This is a genomic window from Ruegeria sp. HKCCA6707 (assembly GCF_013033515.1).
GTDB lineage: Bacteria > Pseudomonadota > Alphaproteobacteria > Rhodobacterales > Rhodobacteraceae > Ruegeria.
The window spans coordinates 1-20443 of record NZ_WQEG01000005.1 but is presented as its reverse complement, the minus strand read 5'-3'; the positions used below and the strand labels follow the sequence as shown (position 1 = coordinate 20443).

General features: G+C 55.0%; 17 protein-coding genes and 1 tRNA gene. 13 read left to right on the top strand and 5 right to left on the bottom strand.

Features of this window, described 5'->3' with window-relative positions; genetic code table 11:
- Positions 1-68: 68 nt before the first annotated feature.
- The 12 genes from GOW40_RS12965 to GOW40_RS12910 all read left to right on the top strand — a co-directional run bounded on the left by GOW40_RS12965 (position 69) and on the right by GOW40_RS12910 (position 8311).
- A complete protein-coding gene (locus tag GOW40_RS12965) occupies positions 69-548 on the top strand; it encodes a UPF0262 family protein (RefSeq protein WP_171101160.1) in 480 nt (159 codons plus the stop codon).
- A 3-nt stretch (positions 549-551) separates the two neighbouring features.
- The gene (locus GOW40_RS12960; protein ID WP_171101162.1) at positions 552-1004 is read left to right on the top strand and encodes a low molecular weight phosphatase family protein; all 453 of its coding nucleotides are present in this window, start codon (positions 552-554) and stop codon (positions 1002-1004) included.
- A 2-nt stretch (positions 1005-1006) separates the two neighbouring features.
- Positions 1007-1405: a ketosteroid isomerase-related protein gene (locus GOW40_RS12955; RefSeq protein WP_171130673.1), complete on the top strand. Its 399-nt coding sequence runs from the start codon at positions 1007-1009 to the stop codon at positions 1403-1405.
- Positions 1398-1991 carry a GNAT family N-acetyltransferase gene (locus GOW40_RS12950; protein WP_171130671.1) on the top strand — a complete coding sequence of 198 codons (594 nt, stop codon included), beginning with the start codon at positions 1398-1400 and terminating at the stop codon, positions 1989-1991. The genes GOW40_RS12955 and GOW40_RS12950 overlap by 8 nt, the downstream gene beginning before the upstream one ends.
- A 98-nt stretch (positions 1992-2089) precedes the next feature.
- On the top strand, positions 2090-3823 hold the full coding sequence (locus tag GOW40_RS12945; protein ID WP_171231008.1) for a hypothetical protein: 1734 nt from the start codon (positions 2090-2092) through the stop codon (positions 3821-3823).
- A 118-nt stretch (positions 3824-3941) separates the two neighbouring features.
- Positions 3942-4820, top strand: coding sequence for a carbon-nitrogen hydrolase family protein (locus tag GOW40_RS12940; RefSeq protein WP_171130667.1), 879 nt, complete (start codon positions 3942-3944; stop codon positions 4818-4820).
- 87 nt (positions 4821-4907) lie between these two features.
- Entirely contained in the window at positions 4908-5126 is a 219-nt protein-coding gene (gene infA, locus GOW40_RS12935; RefSeq protein ID WP_005978431.1) for a translation initiation factor IF-1, read from the top strand.
- Between the two features lie 12 nt (positions 5127-5138).
- Positions 5139-5717, top strand: coding sequence for a nucleoside triphosphate pyrophosphatase (locus GOW40_RS12930; protein WP_171130664.1), 579 nt, complete (start codon positions 5139-5141; stop codon positions 5715-5717).
- Positions 5714-6736, top strand: a complete 1023-nt coding sequence (locus tag GOW40_RS12925) for a ribonuclease E/G (protein WP_171130662.1) — start codon at positions 5714-5716, stop codon at positions 6734-6736. Before GOW40_RS12930 ends, GOW40_RS12925 begins: the two co-directional genes overlap by 4 nt.
- The gene (locus GOW40_RS12920) at positions 6733-6915 is read left to right on the top strand and encodes a DNA gyrase inhibitor YacG (RefSeq protein WP_171130660.1); all 183 of its coding nucleotides are present in this window, start codon (positions 6733-6735) and stop codon (positions 6913-6915) included. Before GOW40_RS12925 ends, GOW40_RS12920 begins: the two co-directional genes overlap by 4 nt.
- A 79-nt stretch (positions 6916-6994) precedes the next feature.
- Positions 6995-7069, top strand: a tRNA-Phe gene (locus GOW40_RS12915).
- Positions 7070-7132: 63 nt separating this feature from the next.
- Positions 7133-8311, top strand: a complete 1179-nt coding sequence (locus tag GOW40_RS12910; protein WP_171231007.1) for a DUF6538 domain-containing protein — start codon at positions 7133-7135, stop codon at positions 8309-8311.
- 377 nt (positions 8312-8688) lie between these two features.
- On the opposite strand, the gene GOW40_RS12905 is transcribed toward GOW40_RS12910, so the two are convergent.
- The 5 genes from GOW40_RS12905 to GOW40_RS12885 all read right to left on the bottom strand — a co-directional run bounded on the left by GOW40_RS12905 (position 8689) and on the right by GOW40_RS12885 (position 17976).
- Positions 8689-10593, bottom strand: coding sequence for a hypothetical protein (locus GOW40_RS12905; RefSeq protein WP_171231002.1), 1905 nt, complete (start codon positions 10591-10593; stop codon positions 8689-8691).
- Between the two features lie 153 nt (positions 10594-10746).
- Positions 10747-13815, bottom strand: a complete 3069-nt coding sequence (locus tag GOW40_RS12900; RefSeq protein WP_171231006.1) for a type I restriction endonuclease subunit R — start codon at positions 13813-13815, stop codon at positions 10747-10749.
- Position 13816: 1 nt separating this feature from the next.
- Positions 13817-14524 (bottom strand): TIR domain-containing protein, encoded by a 708-nt coding sequence (locus GOW40_RS12895; RefSeq protein ID WP_171231005.1) that lies wholly within the window; start codon positions 14522-14524, stop codon positions 13817-13819.
- 66 nt (positions 14525-14590) lie between these two features.
- On the bottom strand, positions 14591-15856 hold the full coding sequence (locus GOW40_RS12890; RefSeq protein WP_171231004.1) for a restriction endonuclease subunit S: 1266 nt from the start codon (positions 15854-15856) through the stop codon (positions 14591-14593).
- Positions 15853-17976 carry a class I SAM-dependent DNA methyltransferase gene (locus tag GOW40_RS12885; protein ID WP_171231003.1) on the bottom strand — a complete coding sequence of 708 codons (2124 nt, stop codon included), beginning with the start codon at positions 17974-17976 and terminating at the stop codon, positions 15853-15855. The genes GOW40_RS12890 and GOW40_RS12885 overlap by 4 nt, the downstream gene beginning before the upstream one ends.
- A 257-nt stretch (positions 17977-18233) precedes the next feature.
- On the opposite strand from GOW40_RS12885, the gene GOW40_RS12880 reads away from it, so the two are divergent.
- Positions 18234-20138 (top strand): hypothetical protein, encoded by a 1905-nt coding sequence (locus GOW40_RS12880; protein WP_171231002.1) that lies wholly within the window; start codon positions 18234-18236, stop codon positions 20136-20138.
- The last annotated feature ends 305 nt before the right edge of the window (positions 20139-20443 follow it).

Sequence of the window (20443 nt, the reverse complement as noted above, 5' to 3'; positions counted from 1 at the left end):
TGACTGTCCGTTGCCCATCTGATGGGGTTGATATAGGTCTTAGCCGAATTGAATAGATCGCAGCACACATGACCCGAATCTCGCATATCGAACTGGACGACAGTAACCTTCCCCCGCCGACCCCCGAGATCGAGCAGGAGCGCAAGGTTGCCATCTATGACCTGCTCGAGGACAACACCTTTACCCTACCGGCGCGCGATGATCGGGCGATCCCGGATGGGCCGTATCACGTGCAGCTCTCGATCCGCGACAAGCGACTGGTTTTCGACATTGCGACCGAGGCGGAAGAAAAAGCAGCAGAGTTCCATCTGTCTCTTGGGCCCTTCCGGCAGGTGGTCAAAGACTATTTTCAGATCTGTGAAAGCTATTTCAATGCGGTCAAGAATCTGCCCCCCAGCCAGATCGAAACCATCGATATGGCCCGGCGCGGTATCCACAACGAAGGCAGCCGCGTTTTGCAAGAACGGCTGGAAGGAAAGGCAGAGGTTGATACAGATACCGCCCGCCGCCTGTTTACGTTGATTTGCGTGTTGCACTTTGGGGGATGACGGGTGACGCCTCTGCCACAGTCCCTTCTGTTCTGTTGCGACCACAATTCGGTTCGGTCCCCCATGGCCGAAGGTATCATGAAGAAATTCTATGGCACCGGCACCTATGTGCAATCTGCCGGTGTTCATAACGACCTTGAGATCGACGGCTTCTGTATTTCGGTCTGCCACGAAATCGGGGTCGAGCTGTCGCGTCACCGCTCGCGCTCGTTCGACGAGATGCAAGAATGGGGCGATGATCTAAGCTCGTTTGATCTGATCGTTGCGCTTTCGCCTGCAAGCCAACGCCGGGCGTTGGAACTGACCCGGATCTTCCACCTGGATGTCGAGTATTGGCCAATCATGGACCCGACAGGGATGGGTGAGACCCGCGAGCAAAAGCTGCATCATTACCGGCAAACACGGGATCAAATCATTCAACATCTTAGCAAACGTTGGGGCCCACCGACGGAGTGATCATGAACCAGACTGTGAAAACCTATTTCGAGGCATTCAATGCAGGCGATGTTGCCGGAATGCTGGCGTGTCTGTCGGATGATGTGGCACATCATGTGAATGAAGGTCGGGTACGCGTCGGCAAGAAAAAATTTGCTGATTTCTGCGCCCATATGAACCGCTGCTATCGCGAACACCTGACGGATATCGTGGTGTTCGAGGCCCAGGGCGGTACCCGGGCCGCCGCCGAATTCATCGTCAACGGAACCTATCTTGAAACCGATGACGGGCTGCCTGAGGCACATGGCCAAAGCTATTGCCTGCCCGCCGGATCGTTTTTTGACCTCCAAGACGGCAAGATCACCCGTGTGACGACCTTTTACAATCTGGCCGACTGGACCAGGCAGGTTGCAAATGGCTGAGATCTCGGAGGTTCGCGCCTTGACAGGAACCGCGCTTGAGGCGGTCTTGGACGATGTTGCGAAGCTGCGGATCGAAGTGTTTCGCGATTGGCCTTACCTGTACGATGGCGATCTGGCTTACGAGCGGACCTATCTGCAATCCTACCGGGACAGTGACAAAGCCATAGTCGTGGGTGCCTTTGATGGCCCCATCCTGGTTGGCGCTTCTACCGGTGCCCCTCTGGCTGATCACGCCGATGATTTTGCAGCGGCGTTTGAGGGCACCGGCCTTGATCTGTCTGACATATTCTACTGTGCCGAGTCGGTATTACTGTTCGACTACCGGGGACAGGGAGTGGGCCACACATTCTTTGATCTACGCGAGGCGCATGCCCGCGAAAACGGTTTCAGAAAATGCGCCTTTTGTGCGGTTCAGCGCCCTGAAGACCACCCAGAGCGGCCTGACAACTATCGCCCGCTTGACGCATTTTGGCGCGCGCGCGGATACGAGCCTTTGCCGGGCGTGATCGCGAATTTTTCGTGGAAAGATGTCGGACACGACAGCGAGACGTCAAAGCCACTGCAGTTTTGGATCCGCGATCTTTGACGCAATCTGCGTGCGTCAACGCATCTCAGGTTTGATTTCGGTTTTGAGTTTTCCCTAAACCGTTGTAAGTTTGTTTCCTGTTAGTCGTGTAATTTTTCTTGTTTTGGAATTTCGTTATGTTTCGTAAAACAATTGCCCCGTGGGCAAATACTTCCACTTTTACCAAATTTATCTTCGGCACAGCCAAGAACGATACCCTGGCGGCGCCAAACGCAGGAACCGGGGTTTTCGGCTTCCGAGGAAATGACCACCTTTCAAGTATGTTCAACGATACCGCCCTTCACGGTGGTGCCGGTGAAGATAAGCTGGAAACCAATATCAACCTAACCGGTGATGGCGTAAATCCGTTAGACATAAATTCTAGTCAAAGCGGAGGCTTAGGTTCCGATAGACTGACGACGTTTATCGACACGATTGGATTTCTCTCGTTCGGCACGATGCGAACGCACACGTCCGGCGGTATTGGAGACGACTTTATTTTGGTTCGTAGCCAGGACCAACTGGGCGATGTCCAAATGGAAAACTACGTGTTTGGCGGAAGCGGAGACGATGATATCGAGGTTCGCGCCAGCTATTGGCAAGGTTCGGCTCTGAACTTAATTCACGCAGGTACGGGTGACGATGTTGTCCGTGTTTCGTCCGGCAGTAGTGTGCAGGGCGTTCCTGCAACATCTGTTAACAAGGTATGGGGCGGACAAGGGGACGATTTGATAGAGGCAGGGGCCTCAGTTACCACGAACAACAGTGAGTTGGCGGCAAATTATCTCTACGGTGGAGCAGGGAATGACCACATCATCGCTCGCGTTTTGACTGATTCCAATACTGGCGTTCCTGTCGGTTTGAACGAAGTCTACGGCGGTGCGGGTAACGATATTCTCGAAGCGCGCCAGGACACCGACGGTGAGAACGGCGTGACCGACGTCACAAACAAGATGCGCGGTGGTTCAGGGGAAGACCGGATTACAGCTACATCTCTGGCCTTGTCGTTTGAAGGAGATGCAATCGCCAACAACGACATTCATGGTGGGTCTGGCTCTGACAAGATCAAAGTCTCGATAGATACTCTTGCCACGCTTCGCGTCGACGCGTCGAACAATGTCTCAGGTGGTTCCGGGAACGACAAGATTCGTGCCGAGATCACGGCTGAGTTCTATGATGAAAGCTCGGTGGTCGAAAACACTCTCTTCGGCCAGAGCGGGAACGACAAAATAATCGCATATGCATCTGCAACAAATGCCTTTGATCCCTCAGCCTTGGCAGAGGCCTTCAACCACCTCGACGGTGGCAGCGGAGATGATGTGCTAAAGGCCACAATCGCTGCTGGATCTGACGGAAAGAACACGCTCTTGGGGCGTGCGGGCAATGACAAACTTGTTGCCAATGGCGGGAACAACAACTTGCTGGACGGCGGCTCGGGGCACGATGTTCTTTATGGCAGTGACAACAACGACACTTTGGTAGGCGGTGCCGGCAAAGATAAGCTGGATGCCGGGTTGGGCGATGACTGGTTGTTCGGTGGCAAGCATGCTGACTCCTTCATCTTCAAATCGTCCTTGGATCAGGGAACCAAAACGCTGGGGGATTTCCAGAAATCAAAAGATATTCTGGTGTTTTCGGATCTGGACGATAATGGCGCCCCGGGTTTGGTGGATGATTTGGATGCAATCTCAACCTTTCAGGACGATGGGTCTGATGTGATTGTAACGCTGGACACCGGAACCGTTCTTGTCTTTGAGGGCGCTGGGAACGGGGCTGTAGACAGCTTTGCCGATCTCGTCGAAGACCCGATAACCCAGTTGCTTGGCGCAGCTGACGAGTTTGCCTGGGTTTGATTCCCACCCTGCGGCTTTAACAATGCTGCACCGATGACGTCGCGCGGAACCGCAATCAACTTGTACAGCGCGCGGCGTCGTTCTTTACTGTCCCGGTGTATTCGGGAAAGGCCGGGCAATGAAAATCGCAACTGCTGCTTATGATCTGACCTGGCTGGACAGCTGGGCGCAGTACGAAGACAAGTTGCACTGCTGGGTTTCTGAGGCTGCTGGGCAGGGGGCTGCCCTGCTTGTCTTTCCCGAATACGGCGCGATGGAGCTTTCGACGCTGGACGGCGCGGAAGCGGCAGGGGATCTCGAACGCTCGATCCGCGCGGTTTCGGATCGGATGGAGGCCGCAGAGGCGCTGCACCAGCGCCTTGCTCAAGAGCATAAGGTTCACATTTTGGGGGCTTCAGCCCCAGTGCTGGACGGACCCGGTCGGCCTGCGAACCGCGCGGTTCTGTATACGCCCGAGGGCGCGCAGGATCATCAGGACAAGCAAATCATGACCCGGTTCGAGCGTGAGACCTGGGACATCGTACCCGGTGGTCCGCTGAAACTGTTTGACACCGCGCTGGGCAGGATCGGCATCCTAATCTGCTATGACAGCGAGTTTCCCTTGCTGGGTCGCGCGCTGAGCGAGGCTGATCTGATCCTTGTTCCATCCTGCACCGAAGCGCTATCGGGCTATTGGCGCGTTCGGATCGGCGCCATGGCCCGGGCGTTGGAAAACCAATGCGTGACGGTCATGGCCTCGTTGGTGGGCGACAATGACTGGTCCGAGGCCGTGGATATGAATACCGGTGCGGGCGGTGTCTTTGGTCCACCTGACAAAGGTTTCCCTGAAACCGGCGTGTTGGCCCAAGGACAATTGAACCAGCCGGGATGGACCTATGCCGAGGTTGATCTCTCGGCGATTTCTCAGGTTCGCGCCGACGGGCATGTGCTGAACCGCACCCATTGGGACGAGCAACAGCCCCGAGTCGAATCGGTCACAATCTCTTCGTTGAGGTGATTCCGCCCTTGAAATAAGGGGCAAATAGGCCCATTTAGGCGCACATCCTCGCAGATTCTGCGAGTGCAACGTAAAGATGGAGACAACATGGCCAAGGAAGATACGCTCGAATTTCCCGGTGTCGTGAAGGAACTCCTGCCGAATGCGACGTTTCGGGTCGAGCTGGAAAACGGCCATGAGATCATCGCACATACGGCAGGCAAGATGCGCAAGAACCGCATCCGTGTTCTGGCTGGCGACAAAGTGCAGGTCGAGATGACCCCTTATGATCTGACCAAGGGTCGGATCAACTATCGCTTTAAGTAACGCTCTGAACTTATGGCGTTTGTTCTTGGATCGGGCAGCCCAAGGCGGCTGGACCTGCTGGCGCAGCTTGGCGTGCAGCCGGATGCCATTCGCCCGCCCGACATTGACGAAACGCCATTGAAGGCCGAATTGCCTCTGCCCTATTGCAACCGCATAACGCGCGAAAAGGTGCAGGCGGTTGAGGCCGATCCTGACGATATCACCCTATGCGCCGATACCACGGTTGCCTTGGGGCGCCGCATCCTCGGCAAACCTGAAAACGCAGGCGAAGCAGCTGAGTTCCTGCACGCGCTGTCCGGCCGCCGTCACCGTGTGATCACATCGGTCGCAGTGCGACGCGGAGACCGCGTTTTGCAGCGCGATGTCGTGTCTCAGGTCAAAGTCAAACGCCTGTCGGATGTCGAAATCAACGCCTATCTGGCAACCAATGATTGGCAGGGCAAAGCCGGCGCTTATGCGATTCAAGGCCCTGCAAGTGCGTTCATCCCGTGGATTTCAGGCTCGTTCACCGGCATTGTCGGGCTGCCTTTGTCCGAAACAGCAGCGCTGTTGCAAGGCATCGGATATCCTCTGTATCGCGAGGCATCATGAAAGGTCGCACAATCGTTTTGGACCATATACAGGGACGCGAAGCTGCGGCTCTGATGGTTGACGGCAAGCTCGACGACTTCCTGATCGAAGCGGATGCGCCCGCCCCGGGCACGATCTACCGCGCCCGCGCGGATCGCCCGGTGAAGGGGCAAGGCGGCATGTTCCTGACCACCCCCGACGGCCCCGCTTTTTTGCGTCAGGTCAAAGGGCTGGCCCCGGGTGCCCTGCTTTTGGTTCAGGTCAGCGGATATGCTGAGCCGGGCAAGGCCATCCCGGTGACCAATCGTATCCTGTTCAAAAGCCGCTATGCCATCGTCACACCCGACGCGCCTGGCCTGAATATCTCGCGCAGCATCAAGGATGACAACACGCGGGACCGCTTGATTGAGATTGCCCACGCGCAGATGGACGGCAGCGCTTATGGCCTGATCTTGCGCTCGTGCTGTGCCAGCGCGGATGACGACGAAATCGCCGAAGATATCTCGGCCATGCAGGCCCAGGCCGAGCAGGTGATGGGTGACGCCGGAACCGAACCCGAACTGCTCAGCGAAGGCGATGGTCCCCATCTTCTGGCCTGGCGCGACTGGACCGATCCGGCAGAGGTCGAAACCAAGGCAGGCGGGTTCGAAACCCATGGGGTTCTGGATGCGCTGGACGTGGCGCGTGGCATCGCCGAACCGCTCCCAGGTGCCGGAACGCTCTATATCGAGCCCACGCGTGCCCTGGTTGCGGTAGACGTGAACACGGGGGCTGATTCATCACTGGCCGCAGGTACCAAGGCCAATTTCGCCTGCGCCAAGAGGCTGCCCCGCGCTTTGCGCCTGCGCGGGTTGGCCGGTCAAATTACCCTGGATCTCGCCCCCATGCCCAAGAAAGATAGGCGCGGGTTCGAAGCGGCCTTGAAAGCTGCGTTCCGATCCGACCCGGACGAGACAACGCTTGCAGGCTGGACCCCGCTGGGCCATTTTGAACTGCATCGAAAACGGGGCAGAGCCCCCCTTGCAGAGATCCTGAAATGAGTTGCCCGATCTGCCAAGAAGACACGGTTCAGAAGTTCCGCCCCTTCTGCTCAAAACGCTGCGCGGATGTCGATCTGGCCAAATGGTTGAACGGTTCCTACGCAGTTCCGTCGCAACGCGAAGAAGACCTTGATGCTGAGCCCGAAGCACAAGTTCCGCCAGTGACAGGACCACACTGAAAAAATGTAAAAAAGCCTCTGGACACTCCCCGTGGCAAATCATAGAACGCGTCCACCCAACGGCAAACACCGTTCCCGTGCCCGGGTAGCTCAGGGGTAGAGCAGTGGATTGAAAATCCTCGTGTCGGTGGTTCGATTCCGCCCCCGGGCACCATTCCCAACAGGTAAGCTACTGTTTCCCTTCAGCTTTCACTGGAGCTGAACAAGGGCGTAGTACATGCTGGAGAACAAAACCGTTCCCTTCTCATTTGTAAAAGCAGGGATCTTCTACTTCACACGACGGATCCCGAAGGACCTCGATCACCACTACACCACCGGAAAAATATCGTTCTCGCTGCGGACAAGATCAGCAGCGGTTGCAAAGTCCCGAGCGCAAAGAGCTGCTCAGCAACTGGATGAACACTGGTATCACCTACGCATCCAAGACGTAGACCTGCCGGGCAAGCATCTTCTGAGGATGGGAGCTGCGGTCGACTTTGGGTCTTCGATGTCATGCACCGATCAAGCCAGCGTTGACGCCGTAAAGCTCTCAGAAGCCGTGTCAGTCTATCTGCAGCTGAAGGGGCAAGGACGTCCAATCACCTTCCACAGGGCTGCTGAGCGGTCGTGTGGCTATGTCTTGGATGTCTGCGGGGACAAAGACATCAGAAGCTATACCAAGGCGGATGCCAATGCGTTTCGCGACGAGCTGGTGAAGCGAGAATTAGCGGGTAGCAGTATAACCCGCATCTTTGGGACCGTCAGATCAGTCATCAACTTCGCTGCTTCTGAAGCCGGTATCACACTGACCAACCCATTCGCTGGTGTGTACTACGACAGAAGTGCCGGTGTCGAAGATCGTGAACCTATGCCAATCGAAGCGATCCGCTCTCTGCAATCCAAATGCCGGTCCCTTGATGACGACTTGCGATGGCTGGTTGCGTTGGTCTCGGACACAGGGATGCGGCTTGCAGAAGCTGCGGGTTTGCTCAAAGAGGATTTCGAGCTGAATGACCCATTGCCTCACGTAGTTGTCCAAGAGCATCCTTGGCGTCGGCTGAAGACATCAGGCAGCAACCGAAAGGTGCCTCTGGTCGGGGCGTCACTATGGGCCGCCAAGCGCTTGCTCTCTGAGAACACTGACAGCCAGTTCGCTTTTCCCCGGTACAACAAATCGAAAACCACGAACGCTAATTCTGCCAGTGCCGCGCTGAACAAATGGATGAAGCCATATGTACCAAGCCGTTGCACCATGCACAGCTTTCGTCATTCGATGCGTGACAGGCTTCGCGCTGTCGAGTGTCCGTCCGACATCGTCGACCAGATAGGTGGCTGGCAAACCGAAGGCGTAGGGCATGGATATGGCAAGGGCTATCCGCTTGAAGTGCTGAGCAAATGGCTGGAAGCAACGGCATAGCTCCAGCATGTACTACGCCCTTGTTCAGCTCCAGTGAAAGCTGAAGGGAAACAGTAGCTTACCTGTTGGGAATGGTGCCCGGGGGCAGTGTTCTATTCCCGTTACAGGCACCCTCATCAGGTCTCCCGTCAGCAAAACAAGGGGTATCGCGACAACCAAGCCAAGGTCAACAGGCGCGTTGTGTACTACGGTTAGTACTACGGCAGCCCGAAGACCCCGTGCCAAGCGCTATGCCAGTGCGGTTCCCGGGGGCGTACTCACATTGCTTCTGCTGGAGCGGTGAACATAGTTGTCTGCTGGAGGTCTGAGTTGCATTGAGGCCATGGGGGGAAGTGCGAACGCCCCGATGTATGTTGAGGCGCTCATATTTTTCTGGCTCAAACATCCGCGATGAAGCAAGGGTCTTGCACAAGGCCGATACCTCCCCACGTCATTGCGAGAGCATTGCGGTATCCAGCGTTACCTGTGGTGACTTCCTCAATCCCCATATCTGCCAACCCGAGCTTGAAGGTTTCGTGGTTGCGGATGCGGCGTCGGAAGTTGGAAGCGTCATATCCAAGAGCGGATCGCAGTTCGGTGAACGGTAACCTCCCCTCAGGATGGCCATCGAAGAACCTCTCGATGTAGGTCAACGCTTCTTGGACCTTGCCTTTGGGCTTGCTCTTGCCGGGCCTCCATGACCTGATCGCGCAGCCGGGGAAAACCTTGGGTAGTAGAGTACGAATGCCTGACCGCTTCGGGGCGATGATATAGGCGTTGCAGGGACCGCACTCGGAGCCAGTGCCCTGCCTGACTGAGGATCGACACAAAGCCTGCAGGATGTGGTGCATGTGCTCTCCTGCTGCCATCTCTTCCACGAGGGTCTTGGAGACCTCCTGATCATTCGAGATGCCGCAGTAATATCGCGCTTTCACCTCATAGTCCGTCTCCGGGTGGTTGTTCAAACCTGCCAATATGACGTTCTGGACATGGCGGTACTCGTTCGTTCCCTGATGCTTGCCCCAGTTAAGGAAGCTGACACGGTCGGGGTTTGAACTGAGCAGCCCCCTAATCTGATCGGGAATGGCCCCATTCTTGACCCCTTTGTGATACACAACCAGCCACGGCTCCTCGGGCTTGCTGTCGATCAGTTGGGCGATCTCCTGCGCTAGAGCTTCGCCGTTCTTCAACCACGCATTCTTCCCAGACCCCTTGTTCATGACGTTGACAGTAAGGCTTCCGTAGCTCTTGGCCGCTGAGGGCAGTCGTAAAAGGTTCCCCAGATGCTTCTCCCACAGCTCATAGGTTGCACGAACACGCCCAGAGGCGTCGAGGATCACCATGGGGGCCAGATCGCCTGGTATCGCGTCTCGGCTGTCGAGCGCAGTGATGACCGGGGAGGCGTTGTTGGGCTTTCGCAGGAGAACGCATCGACCTGAAAGAGCGTACAGGGCGTCGAGATAGGAGGCATGTCGTTGATCCAGACCCCTCCGGACCGACAACAAGCTGATCCCAGTGGTTGCTTCGACGTCAGGCCAAGTACAGGTCCCTTGACCAAATGAGGCTTCAATCTCACCCTCCAGCTTCTCGATCAGTTCAACCAGCGCCGGATGTGAGAACCGAAGCGGATCACGCAAGGATGCAAGCTGATCCGCGTTGAGGGAGACAACCTCGCCTGGAAGCACCGCCTCGTCCCATACCCGGACAGCGCGGACCTTGCCTCGATACTGGAAGACACCAACATCCCCAAAACAACGGCCACGGCAACGGCTGATGACCATGGCGTGAGTGGTGAACAGAATACGGGCCTCGCTTGGCGGTACAGAACTCATACGGTTGACCTCTTCGTCAGACGTCAGGACCGCGAAGTCAGCCTCGTCGAGGTTCATCTCCTTGGCCAGGCGAGCAATCTCCTCCAGACGGGTGACGCAGAGCAGGACCGCCACGCCGTCATGGTGTTCGGACCTCAGAAGGTGCTGGACGAAATGGATCAACGTCGTTGTCTTCCCGACACCAGGATCAAGGCTCGACAGGAAGAAGTAGGTACGCGATGTCCCATCAGCCATAGCGACCAGTGTAGCAACAAGTTCTCGCAGGGCTATAGCGACATCCTGCGGTGTAGTACCCCCTGCCCGTTGAGCCAGTTCTTTCAGCAAGGAGGTGGTCGTCGCTTCAGCCAGGTCGCCCAAGCCATAGCTGGTACAATCTCTATAGAAAGGTCTTAATGGTGTTTGTACCACCGAGCTTGACCCATGCTGAGAAGCACAAGCCAGTCCAGTGGTCAAAGCAAATGCTTGAGCCATGAGCAGGTCCTTGATCTAGTTGTTGTCGAAGAAGAGGTTGAAGTAGAAACACTCCCACCGTCACCAAAGGATCACCTAAACAAAGCGGGTGATCTCAATGGTGGGCCCTAAATTCGAAGGGTAATATTTGTAGTTCAGATTAGTTGGGGCTTTTTAGTGCCGTCTGCCAGCTCTGATCCTCTCGTAGAGCTCACGCGACAATCCTTTGTGTACTTCGGCCCGGAATGGTTGGTCGCTCATGACCTTCGAGAACACTTCTTCGTTCCCATCCATGCGGTCAATAAATAACTCATCCAATATCCGCTCCAAGAAAGATGAGAAGTTATCGTATTTGTTGGCGAGTGCGGCCTCTACGATGCGCTCGTCACTCTCTGCACTTTCTCTGACCTGCTCGAAGAAAAGCTGATCAGCACGAGTGAAGTTTGTCCCGAACCGCTCATTCAACCGGTCGACGAGGTCTCGAAGTCCGACCTCTTCATCCTTTCTTCCCGCTGTTCCGACGTCAGTGGGCCCCTTGAGCGGGTCCGCATCACCATCATCGAGGTCGATTGAACCCTGCGTCATTTGCTGTATACGAAAGTACTTCAAGGCTACCTCATCATCCAAAGTGAACGATGAGCCATCTCCTGGAGGCGGGAGTTTTGAAATCAGGTTTCGGCAAAACGTGTAGAACTGCTCAAGTTCGCTGTCCTGATAAGGGATGATCTGCGAAAGAAAGGCGTAGAGATTGCGAAAGGCTGTAATCTGCCCTCTGAACTCCTCTCGCTCTTCTTCTTCGCGCCCCTGGAAAGCAACCACCGCCCGATCCAAGACGGCGTTCATGACACGATGATCAGAAGTCGTGTGCTCTTTTGTTTTCCCGTACCACACAGAGGAAAAAGCACTCACATCCTCATGGGTGAAGATCGCCCATTCCAACAAACGGTGCTGCAACTCGTTGAGCCTTTGTGGGTCCGCGTTCTCACCGACTGGCGTTTCTTCATAGTAGGGCTTGAACGCGTTGAAGATGTCCTCCTCTTCATTGGCAAAGTCGAGGACAAAAGTTCGTGACTTGCCTGGTGCCATGCGGTTCAGCCTTGAGAGGGTCTGAACTGCTTGCACTCCCGCCAATCGTTTCACTACGTACATGGTTTGAAGCAGGGGCTGATCGAAACCTGTCTGATACTTCTCAGCGACCAGCAAGACCCGGAACTGATCGCTATCAAAGGTTTCGGGCAACTCGGCTTCCGGTAGACCATTGTTCATCCCCACTTCGGAAAATGAGCTTTCTGGTATTTCTGGGTCTTCAACTGTTCCTGAGAAAGCGATCAACGAACGAATGCCGCTGTATTCTTGATCTTCGATGTACCGATCAAAAGCCAGCTTGTAGCGCACCGCTTCGAGACGTGAGCCAGTAACCACCATTGCTTTCGCTCGCCCACCGATCTCATGAATTACGTTGGATCGGAAATGTTCAACAATGATAGTCACAACTTGATCGATATTGTGCGGATGCAATGTTAAGAACTGCGTGAGCGCCTTCGCTGCCGCTCGTTTCGGTACCTGTGGGTCGTTTTCGACCTGCTTCACTAACCCATAGAAGCGCTTGAAAGTTGTGTAGTTCCTGAGAACATCCATGATGAAGCTCTCTTCGATGGCCTGCTTCATGGTGTACTCGTGGAACGGTGATTGTCCGTCCGACCCCGGCTCATCGAACATCGCTTTTGTTTTGAACTTAGGGGTAGCTGTGAAGGCAAAGAAGCTGAGGTTGGGCTGTCGACCTCTTCGCAGGGTGTCGCGCAAGATTGCCCGCTTGGCCTCTTCGGTCAGGTTTTCGTCTTCCACGTCTGACAACTGTTCGGCGATCGCGGCCTCGATACCATCCTTGTTCAACATCCCACGCAGAGCAGATGCAGTTTCACCCGTCTGGGAAGAATGTGCTTCATCGACGATCACGGCATAGCGCTTGCCTTCGGTGGAAAGCGACAGTTCCTCGCCCTTGTCAGCAAGCGTCCGCAGTGCCTGGGCTATGAAGGGGAATTTCTGGATCGTAGAGATGATGATAGGCACACCGTTTGAGATTGCGCGGGCAAGCTGCTGCGTATTCTCGTCGATTTTCTCCACGACCCCAGTCTTGTGTTCAAACTGATAGATCGTGTTCTGCAATTGCTGATCCAGCACGAGCCGATCTGTCACAACAATGACCGAGTGAAAAACCTTGGTGTCAAATGCGTCATGCAGCCCAGACAATCGGTGGGCCAGCCACGCGATGCTGTTCGACTTTCCCGATCCCGCAGAATGCTGCACTAGGTAGTTGCGTCCTGCACCATGCTCCTTGGAGTGCCTCACTAGCTTTCGCACTGCGTCAAGCTGATGGTATCTGGGGAAGATCATCGTTTCTTTGCTGACAGTCTTCGGCCCCTTGTCGGTGGCGATCTTCTTTTCTTTTACCTCCAGGTGCATAAAGCGTTGCAGGATGTCCAAAAGGCTATCCCTTGCCAAGACTTCATCCCACAGGTACGCGGTTTTCCAGTTGTCCTCGACTGGCGGGTTGCCCGCGCCCCTGCCATGCCCTTTATTGAACGGTAGGAAGAACGTCTCTCCCCCTTTCAACCGCGTTGTCATCCACACCTCGTCTGGGTCCACGGCAAAGTGCACAAGGGCTCGTTCCTTGAACTTGAACATCAGGTCACGTTCGTCACGGTCCCGCACGTATTGCTTCTTGGCGTCTGCCGCACGTTGGCCGGTCAGTGGGTTCTTTAACTCAGCTGTCACCACCGGCAACCCATTCACCGCAAGTGTCACATCGAGGATGCATCGCTTCGGCTTGCCGCTTGGTGCTTTCTTCACCGATGTGAAAGCAACCTGTCGAGTGATCGTCAGGCGGTTCTGAGTATAGAGCGCGGTGGTCTCTGGGTTCATGCCCGTGTTCGGTTGGAAATAGGCAAGCCGCAGGGTTTTTCCATAGCAACGGAACCCGTGGCGCAGTACATGCAACGTGCCTTTTGTCTTGAGTTCCTTGGCCAGGTCGGACAGCACCTGATCTTCGGTTTGACCTTTCAACAGGGTTTCCAGCTGGTCCCATTTCTGACTTTGGGTGTCTTTGAGGAAGCCAACGACATCAGACGGGAAAAGGCACAGGTCCTCGTTGAAATCACCGGGCGCACGACTGGAATAGCCTCCTGCGGAGGTAAGTCCATGTTCGATCGCCTTCTCGAAGTCCGTTTCGGTGTGTCCTGCCATTTCAAAGGTTCTTCACGTCGATCTCGTAACCCTGCTCAGCCATTTCTTTGGCTAGGAGCGTTCCGGCTTCTTTCTCTAGATTGTCTTTGAATGGGATGTAGATAAGGCCCTGGATGTCAGAAGGGCGTTCCATTTCAACTTGAGCACCAAGCAGAATGGCTACCTTGGGACGTCCAAGTTTCACCAAGAGCATTCCAAGTTCAAGCACCACATTCTGACGTGCCCTATATGCATTTTGATCTTCATGATCCTTTGCGTGACCCATGTCGTCCGGTGTCGCAAGAACAACACCAAACCCGACATCTTCGGTATAGTCTTCGAGCTTTTCGATGATCGTTTGTCCTTTTGAAGGTAACTGGTCGAGAATAACCGGCTCCAATCCCCAACGGCGCAGCATCGCATCTAGTTGGGTTCGAGCGCCGTCGTCATGTCCATAAACAACAAACACCCTTCTATTGGGTTTGTCAGCCTTTGCCTCAGCTGCAGGAGCCGCTGTATCTGCCCCAGCAAGTACAGCATCAAGTTCTTCCTTGCCTGGCGATTTGCCTTGAACACTGACAGTGCAAGTGGAAGGCCAAAAGCCCAAAACACCACCTTTCTGTGAGCGAAAATTAAACCCGCCGTTGTTTTCTTGCCACGCGCCTTGGATACCGCTTGCCGTAATCAGCCCTTTCAGCGCGTCTATCCCTTCATAGAACTTTTTAGACATCTCGGTTCCTCTTTAATCAAGCTAGGGGTAGCAGTGCACCCCATTTCAATAACTGAAATATTCATCTTATAGCAGTGCCGCCATTTCACCTTTCACGGCTGAAGTGACGAGAGCAGCTCGGTATTCGATCAGGCGTTCCACACTTTGCTCAACCGTATCAATCGCAACGAGATGCTTGCTGTTCTCTTCGCTGCAGTAACTTGCGATTGCCCTTTGCTCATCGAGCGGAGGAATGCATATTTCGACTACGCCAAGTGCTTCACGGTTTACTTTCGGCATTGCCACCCTCAGCGATGAGAGTTCCGCATAGGCAGAGAATGCTTCGGTAAGTAGGAAGAACAGCAAGTAGTCTCGCATAACCTCGTCGCCCGGATTGAGCGCATACATGTCGGCGCTACACAGGCACTCATTGCCGAAGACAGCGGCTTTTCGTAGAGCCGGACGGATTTTTGAGTAAAGTACTGCCGTCGGAGCACACAGGTACTTTCCACTCATGGCCGATTGTTCGTCCGCGGTCCTCACCTCAACAATCCTGCCAGTACGTTGTTCGATGTGATCTGGCGCGATCAACGGCAAGCTTTTGAATTCGTCTGCCACGGGATCAACTTGCCCGCTCTGCACCCGAACACGCCATTTCAATGGCCTTACCGCCCAATGCTCCGGGATGTTACCCAACCACTTGCTACCGCTGTCTTTCAGAGGCACATCGAGGTTGAGGCCGCGAGTGACAGCGCGTGTAATGAGGGCTTGACGCTTCTCAGAAAGACGGTCCAGCAGCGCCCGTTTCTTCTCGATCAGTGCATCAATCTGCCTCGTCTTGTTATCCAAATACCCCGCAATCCGCCGCTGTGTATCCAGGTCGGGAAGTGGCAACGGTTGGTGACCCACAATCTCCCAATCTGCGCGGGGCATCTTCGTTCCGAAGCTCTCGGAATTGATGATGTCGACAAACGGATAGGATGATAGCAAATGAAACAGAAAACGAGGTAGGACACGTTCTGACGCCCGCAAGTTCAGTAACTCGCCCGAGCTGATCCCGTCGAAATCGGCATGATAGACCTTGGCGAGATAGGGGCGCAGCTTATTGAAAAGCACGTCATCGCGCCGGAAGAGGCGCCCCTCTTTATCGGCAGGCTCCGGGTCTTCCTTCAGCAACCTTCCGGTCCACGACGCAATGTCCTCGTTCGAGATATAGGGCAGCTTTTCTATGTCTTCGCCATCGGGCTTGGCCGACGCGAAAGCGACGGACCATTTGACCCAATCAGCGGTCCAACCTTCTGGCAGGTCGTCGGCCCATTTGGGGCTGCTATCTGGTCGGGCGACAAAGCTCATCCTGTCAGACCTTCCAGTAGTTTGGCGATCTCAACTTCCAACGTCTCAATCTCGCATTCGATCTCGTTCAGCTCACGCGGGGGCTTGTAGACGTAAAAATGTCGGTTGAACGGTATTTCATAGCCGACCTTGGTCTTTTTGTAGTCCACCCAGGCATCGGGCACGTGTGGCTTAACTTTGGCCTCCATGTATGCATCAATGGCCGGGGTCATCATGTTGACCACGTCGCCATTCAGCTTGTTCTGTGGGTCGGGTCCAAATGCCATGGGCAGAGGTAATTCAGTCGCATCGGGCAAAGGAACGTTCTCTGTATCTCGTAGTTCGGCGTCAGGCTCTGGTCGATTACCGACCCAGATACATTCCTCTGCTTTCTGGTCCTTATCACCAATGGTAGTCCAAAGGGTTTTCCGCTCGGGTTTGCTCAGCTTGATCCTCAGGTTTGCCGCTGCCTCTACAACATCCGCGTCGAATTCGGCGAGGTCCATGTAGAGATGATCTGCATCCATTGCCTCTGCCACTTCGCGAAAGTCGCCAACGGGGTGCTTGTTTGGGTCGAGCTGATCAAGCCGGGCAATGCGCTCGGGTGAGGTCTGAAAGTTCATACGCAAGGGACGCTCCACAACGATACGCAGAAAGCCGAACTCGTGGTTCTTGAAAACGCGAGAGACAGTGCGTTTCACCTTTTCGCCGGTCTTCTTGTCCACCACCACTTCTGCCCGTTCACCGTCGAGGTAGTTGCCGTAGATGCGTGTCAGCTGGGCGATCTGGTCGTCAGTGATGCAGTGGCGCTTGTTGTTCAGGCTCTTGTCCATTCGCTCGGCGAACAAGGTGCCATCAATCAGTTGAACCTGGCCACGTCTTTCAGGCGGCTTTCGGTTCGTCACCAACCAGATGTAGGTGTGGATGCCGGTGTTGTAGAAGAGCTGGTCTGGTAGACCGATGATCGCATCCAGCCAATCGTTCTCGATAATCCAGCGACGGATACTGGACGGACCACCGCCTGCGCTACCAGAGAAAAGGGGTGATCCGTTGAACACAACAGCGATCTTGGAGCCATCTCCGCCGGCGTCCGGGTTCGGGTGCATCTTGGAAATCATGTGCTGAAGGAAAAGTAACGAGCCGTCGTCGATGTCTGGTGTTCCCGCGCCGAAGCGACCGTTGAAACCTAGCGTCTTATGCTCCTTCTCGACAACTTTCTTCTGGTCTTTCCAGTCTACGCCAAACGGGGGGTTGGCGAGCATATAATGAAACTGGCGCCCCTCGAAACCGTCGCGGGTTTTACCGTCACCTAGGGTGTCTCCAAGGATTATATTGTTTGTCTCTTCATCCTTGATGAGCATGTCCGAACAGCAGATTGCCCAACTCTCATCATTGTACTCCTGCCCGAAAAGCGCCAGGTTTGCCGCTCCGTTACCCGCTCGGATATGCTGCTCTGAGACAGAAAGCATCCCACCCGTACCGCAAGTGGGGTCATAAATCGTCCTGTAGATGCCGGGTTTGTAAACGTCCTTTTCACCTGTGTAGATGATGTTTGCCATCAACTCGATGACCTCACGCGGAGTGAAGTGGTCCCCTGCTTCCTCATTGGCCTGCTCGTTGAACTTCATCACCAGATGTTCAAAAAGGTATCCCATCTGAAGGTTGTCCACCTCGTTGGGATGCAACGGGATTGTGGCCATCTGTTGCACAATGTTGAACAGTCGGTTGCTATTTTCGAGCTTCTCAATTTGCTCGGCGAAATTGAACTTCTCGAAGATAGCGCGGGCCGTAGGTGAGAAGCCGTTAATGTAGGCAACTAGGTTCGGGGCAATGTTCTCAGCGTCAGCGGTCAGCCTTTCAAAGGTGTACCTGCTCGTGTTGTAGAGCGGCTGTTTTCGATCCGGGTCGGCGACTTTCGCGAGCATTCGCTCCATCGCCTTTTCAGGTGTTCCTGCAGCTTTGAGGCGAGAGTATTCCGCGTGAACGCGATCGATGCTATCTTCAAGAACACAATCCAAGCGTCGTAAAACCACCATTGGCAGCATTACAAGGCGATACTGAGGGGGGCGGTAAGGACCGCGAAGCCGCTTCGCTATCTCCCATATGTCATCCGTTAGTTTTTTGTGCTGCTGAACGTTCAATTCTTGTTGCCCCTCAGATGGTTATTCCGCCTGCAAACAGCGGGTAGTTTTTCTCTGCGGCCATTTAGCAACCAGAAAGCGAACAAGTCGAGGCCGTTCAAAGGCTTTTGTGTCGCAGTCAAATCAAGACAACTGCAAGAGCAAACTAGCCGCCCACCATTGAGATCACCCGCTTTGTTTAGGTGATCCTTTGGTGACGGTGGGAGTGTTTCTACTTCAACCTCTTCTTCGACAACAACTAGATCAAGGACCTGCTCATGGCTCAAGCATTTGCTTTGACCACTGGACTGGCTTGTGCTTCTCAGCATGGGTCAAGCTCGGTGGTACAAACACCATTAAGACCTTTCTATAGAGATTGTACCAGCTATGGCTTGGGCGACCTGGCTGAAGCGACGACCACCTCCTTGCTGAAAGAACTGGCTCAACGGGCAGGGGGTACTACACCGCAGGATGTCGCTATAGCCCTGCGAGAACTTGTTGCTACACTGGTCGCTATGGCTGATGGGACATCGCGTACCTACTTCTTCCTGTCGAGCCTCGATCCTGGTGTCGGGAAGACAACGACGTTGATCCATTTCGTCCAGCACCTTCTGAGGTCCGAACACCATGACGGCGTGGCGGTCCTGCTCTGCGTCACCCGTCTGGAGGAGATTGCTCGCCTGGCCAAGGAGATGAACCTCGACGAGGCTGACTTCGCGGTCCTGACGTCTGACGAAGAGGTCAACCGTATGAGTTCTGTACCGCCAAGCGAGGCCCGTATTCTGTTCACCACTCACGCCATGGTCATCAGCCGTTGCCGTGGCCGTTGTTTTGGGGATGTTGGTGTCTTCCAGTATCGAGGCAAGGTCCGCGCTGTCCGGGTATGGGACGAGGCGGTGCTTCCAGGCGAGGTTGTCTCCCTCAACGCGGATCAGCTTGCATCCTTGCGTGATCCGCTTCGGTTCTCACATCCGGCGCTGGTTGAACTGATCGAGAAGCTGGAGGGTGAGATTGAAGCCTCATTTGGTCAAGGGACCTGTACTTGGCCTGACGTCGAAGCAACCACTGGGATCAGCTTGTTGTCGGTCCGGAGGGGTCTGGATCAACGACATGCCTCCTATCTCGACGCCCTGTACGCTCTTTCAGGTCGATGCGTTCTCCTGCGAAAGCCCAACAACGCCTCCCCGGTCATCACTGCGCTCGACAGCCGAGACGCGATACCAGGCGATCTGGCCCCCATGGTGATCCTCGACGCCTCTGGGCGTGTTCGTGCAACCTATGAGCTGTGGGAGAAGCATCTGGGGAACCTTTTACGACTGCCCTCAGCGGCCAAGAGCTACGGAAGCCTTACTGTCAACGTCATGAACAAGGGGTCTGGGAAGAATGCGTGGTTGAAGAACGGCGAAGCTCTAGCGCAGGAGATCGCCCAACTGATCGACAGCAAGCCCGAGGAGCCGTGGCTGGTTGTGTATCACAAAGGGGTCAAGAATGGGGCCATTCCCGATCAGATTAGGGGGCTGCTCAGTTCAAACCCCGACCGTGTCAGCTTCCTTAACTGGGGCAAGCATCAGGGAACGAACGAGTACCGCCATGTCCAGAACGTCATATTGGCAGGTTTGAACAACCACCCGGAGACGGACTATGAGGTGAAAGCGCGATATTACTGCGGCATCTCGAATGATCAGGAGGTCTCCAAGACCCTCGTGGAAGAGATGGCAGCAGGAGAGCACATGCACCACATCCTGCAGGCTTTGTGTCGATCCTCAGTCAGGCAGGGCACTGGCTCCGAGTGCGGTCCCTGCAACGCCTATATCATCGCCCCGAAGCGGTCAGGCATTCGTACTCTACTACCCAAGGTTTTCCCCGGCTGCGCGATCAGGTCATGGAGGCCCGGCAAGAGCAAGCCCAAAGGCAAGGTCCAAGAAGCGTTGACCTACATCGAGAGGTTCTTCGATGGCCATCCTGAGGGGAGGTTACCGTTCACCGAACTGCGATCCGCTCTTGGATATGACGCTTCCAACTTCCGACGCCGCATCCGCAACCACGAAACCTTCAAGCTCGGGTTGGCAGATATGGGGATTGAGGAAGTCACCACAGGTAACGCTGGATACCGCAATGCTCTCGCAATGACGTGGGGAGGTATCGGCCTTGTGCAAGACCCTTGCTTCATCGCGGATGTTTGAGCCAGAAAAATATGAGCGCCTCAACATACATCGGGGCGTTCGCACTTCCCCCCATGGCCTCAATGCAACTCAGACCTCCAGCAGACAACTATGTTCACCGCTCCAGCAGAAGCAATGTGAGTACGCCCCCGGGAACCGCACTGGCATAGCGCTTGGCACGGGGTCTTCGGGCTGCCGTAGTACTAACCGTAGTACACAACGCGCCTGTTGACCTTGGCTTGGTTGTCGCGATACCCCTTGTTTTGCTGACGGGAGACCTGATGAGGGTGCCTGTAACGGGAATAGAACACTGCCCCCGGGCACCA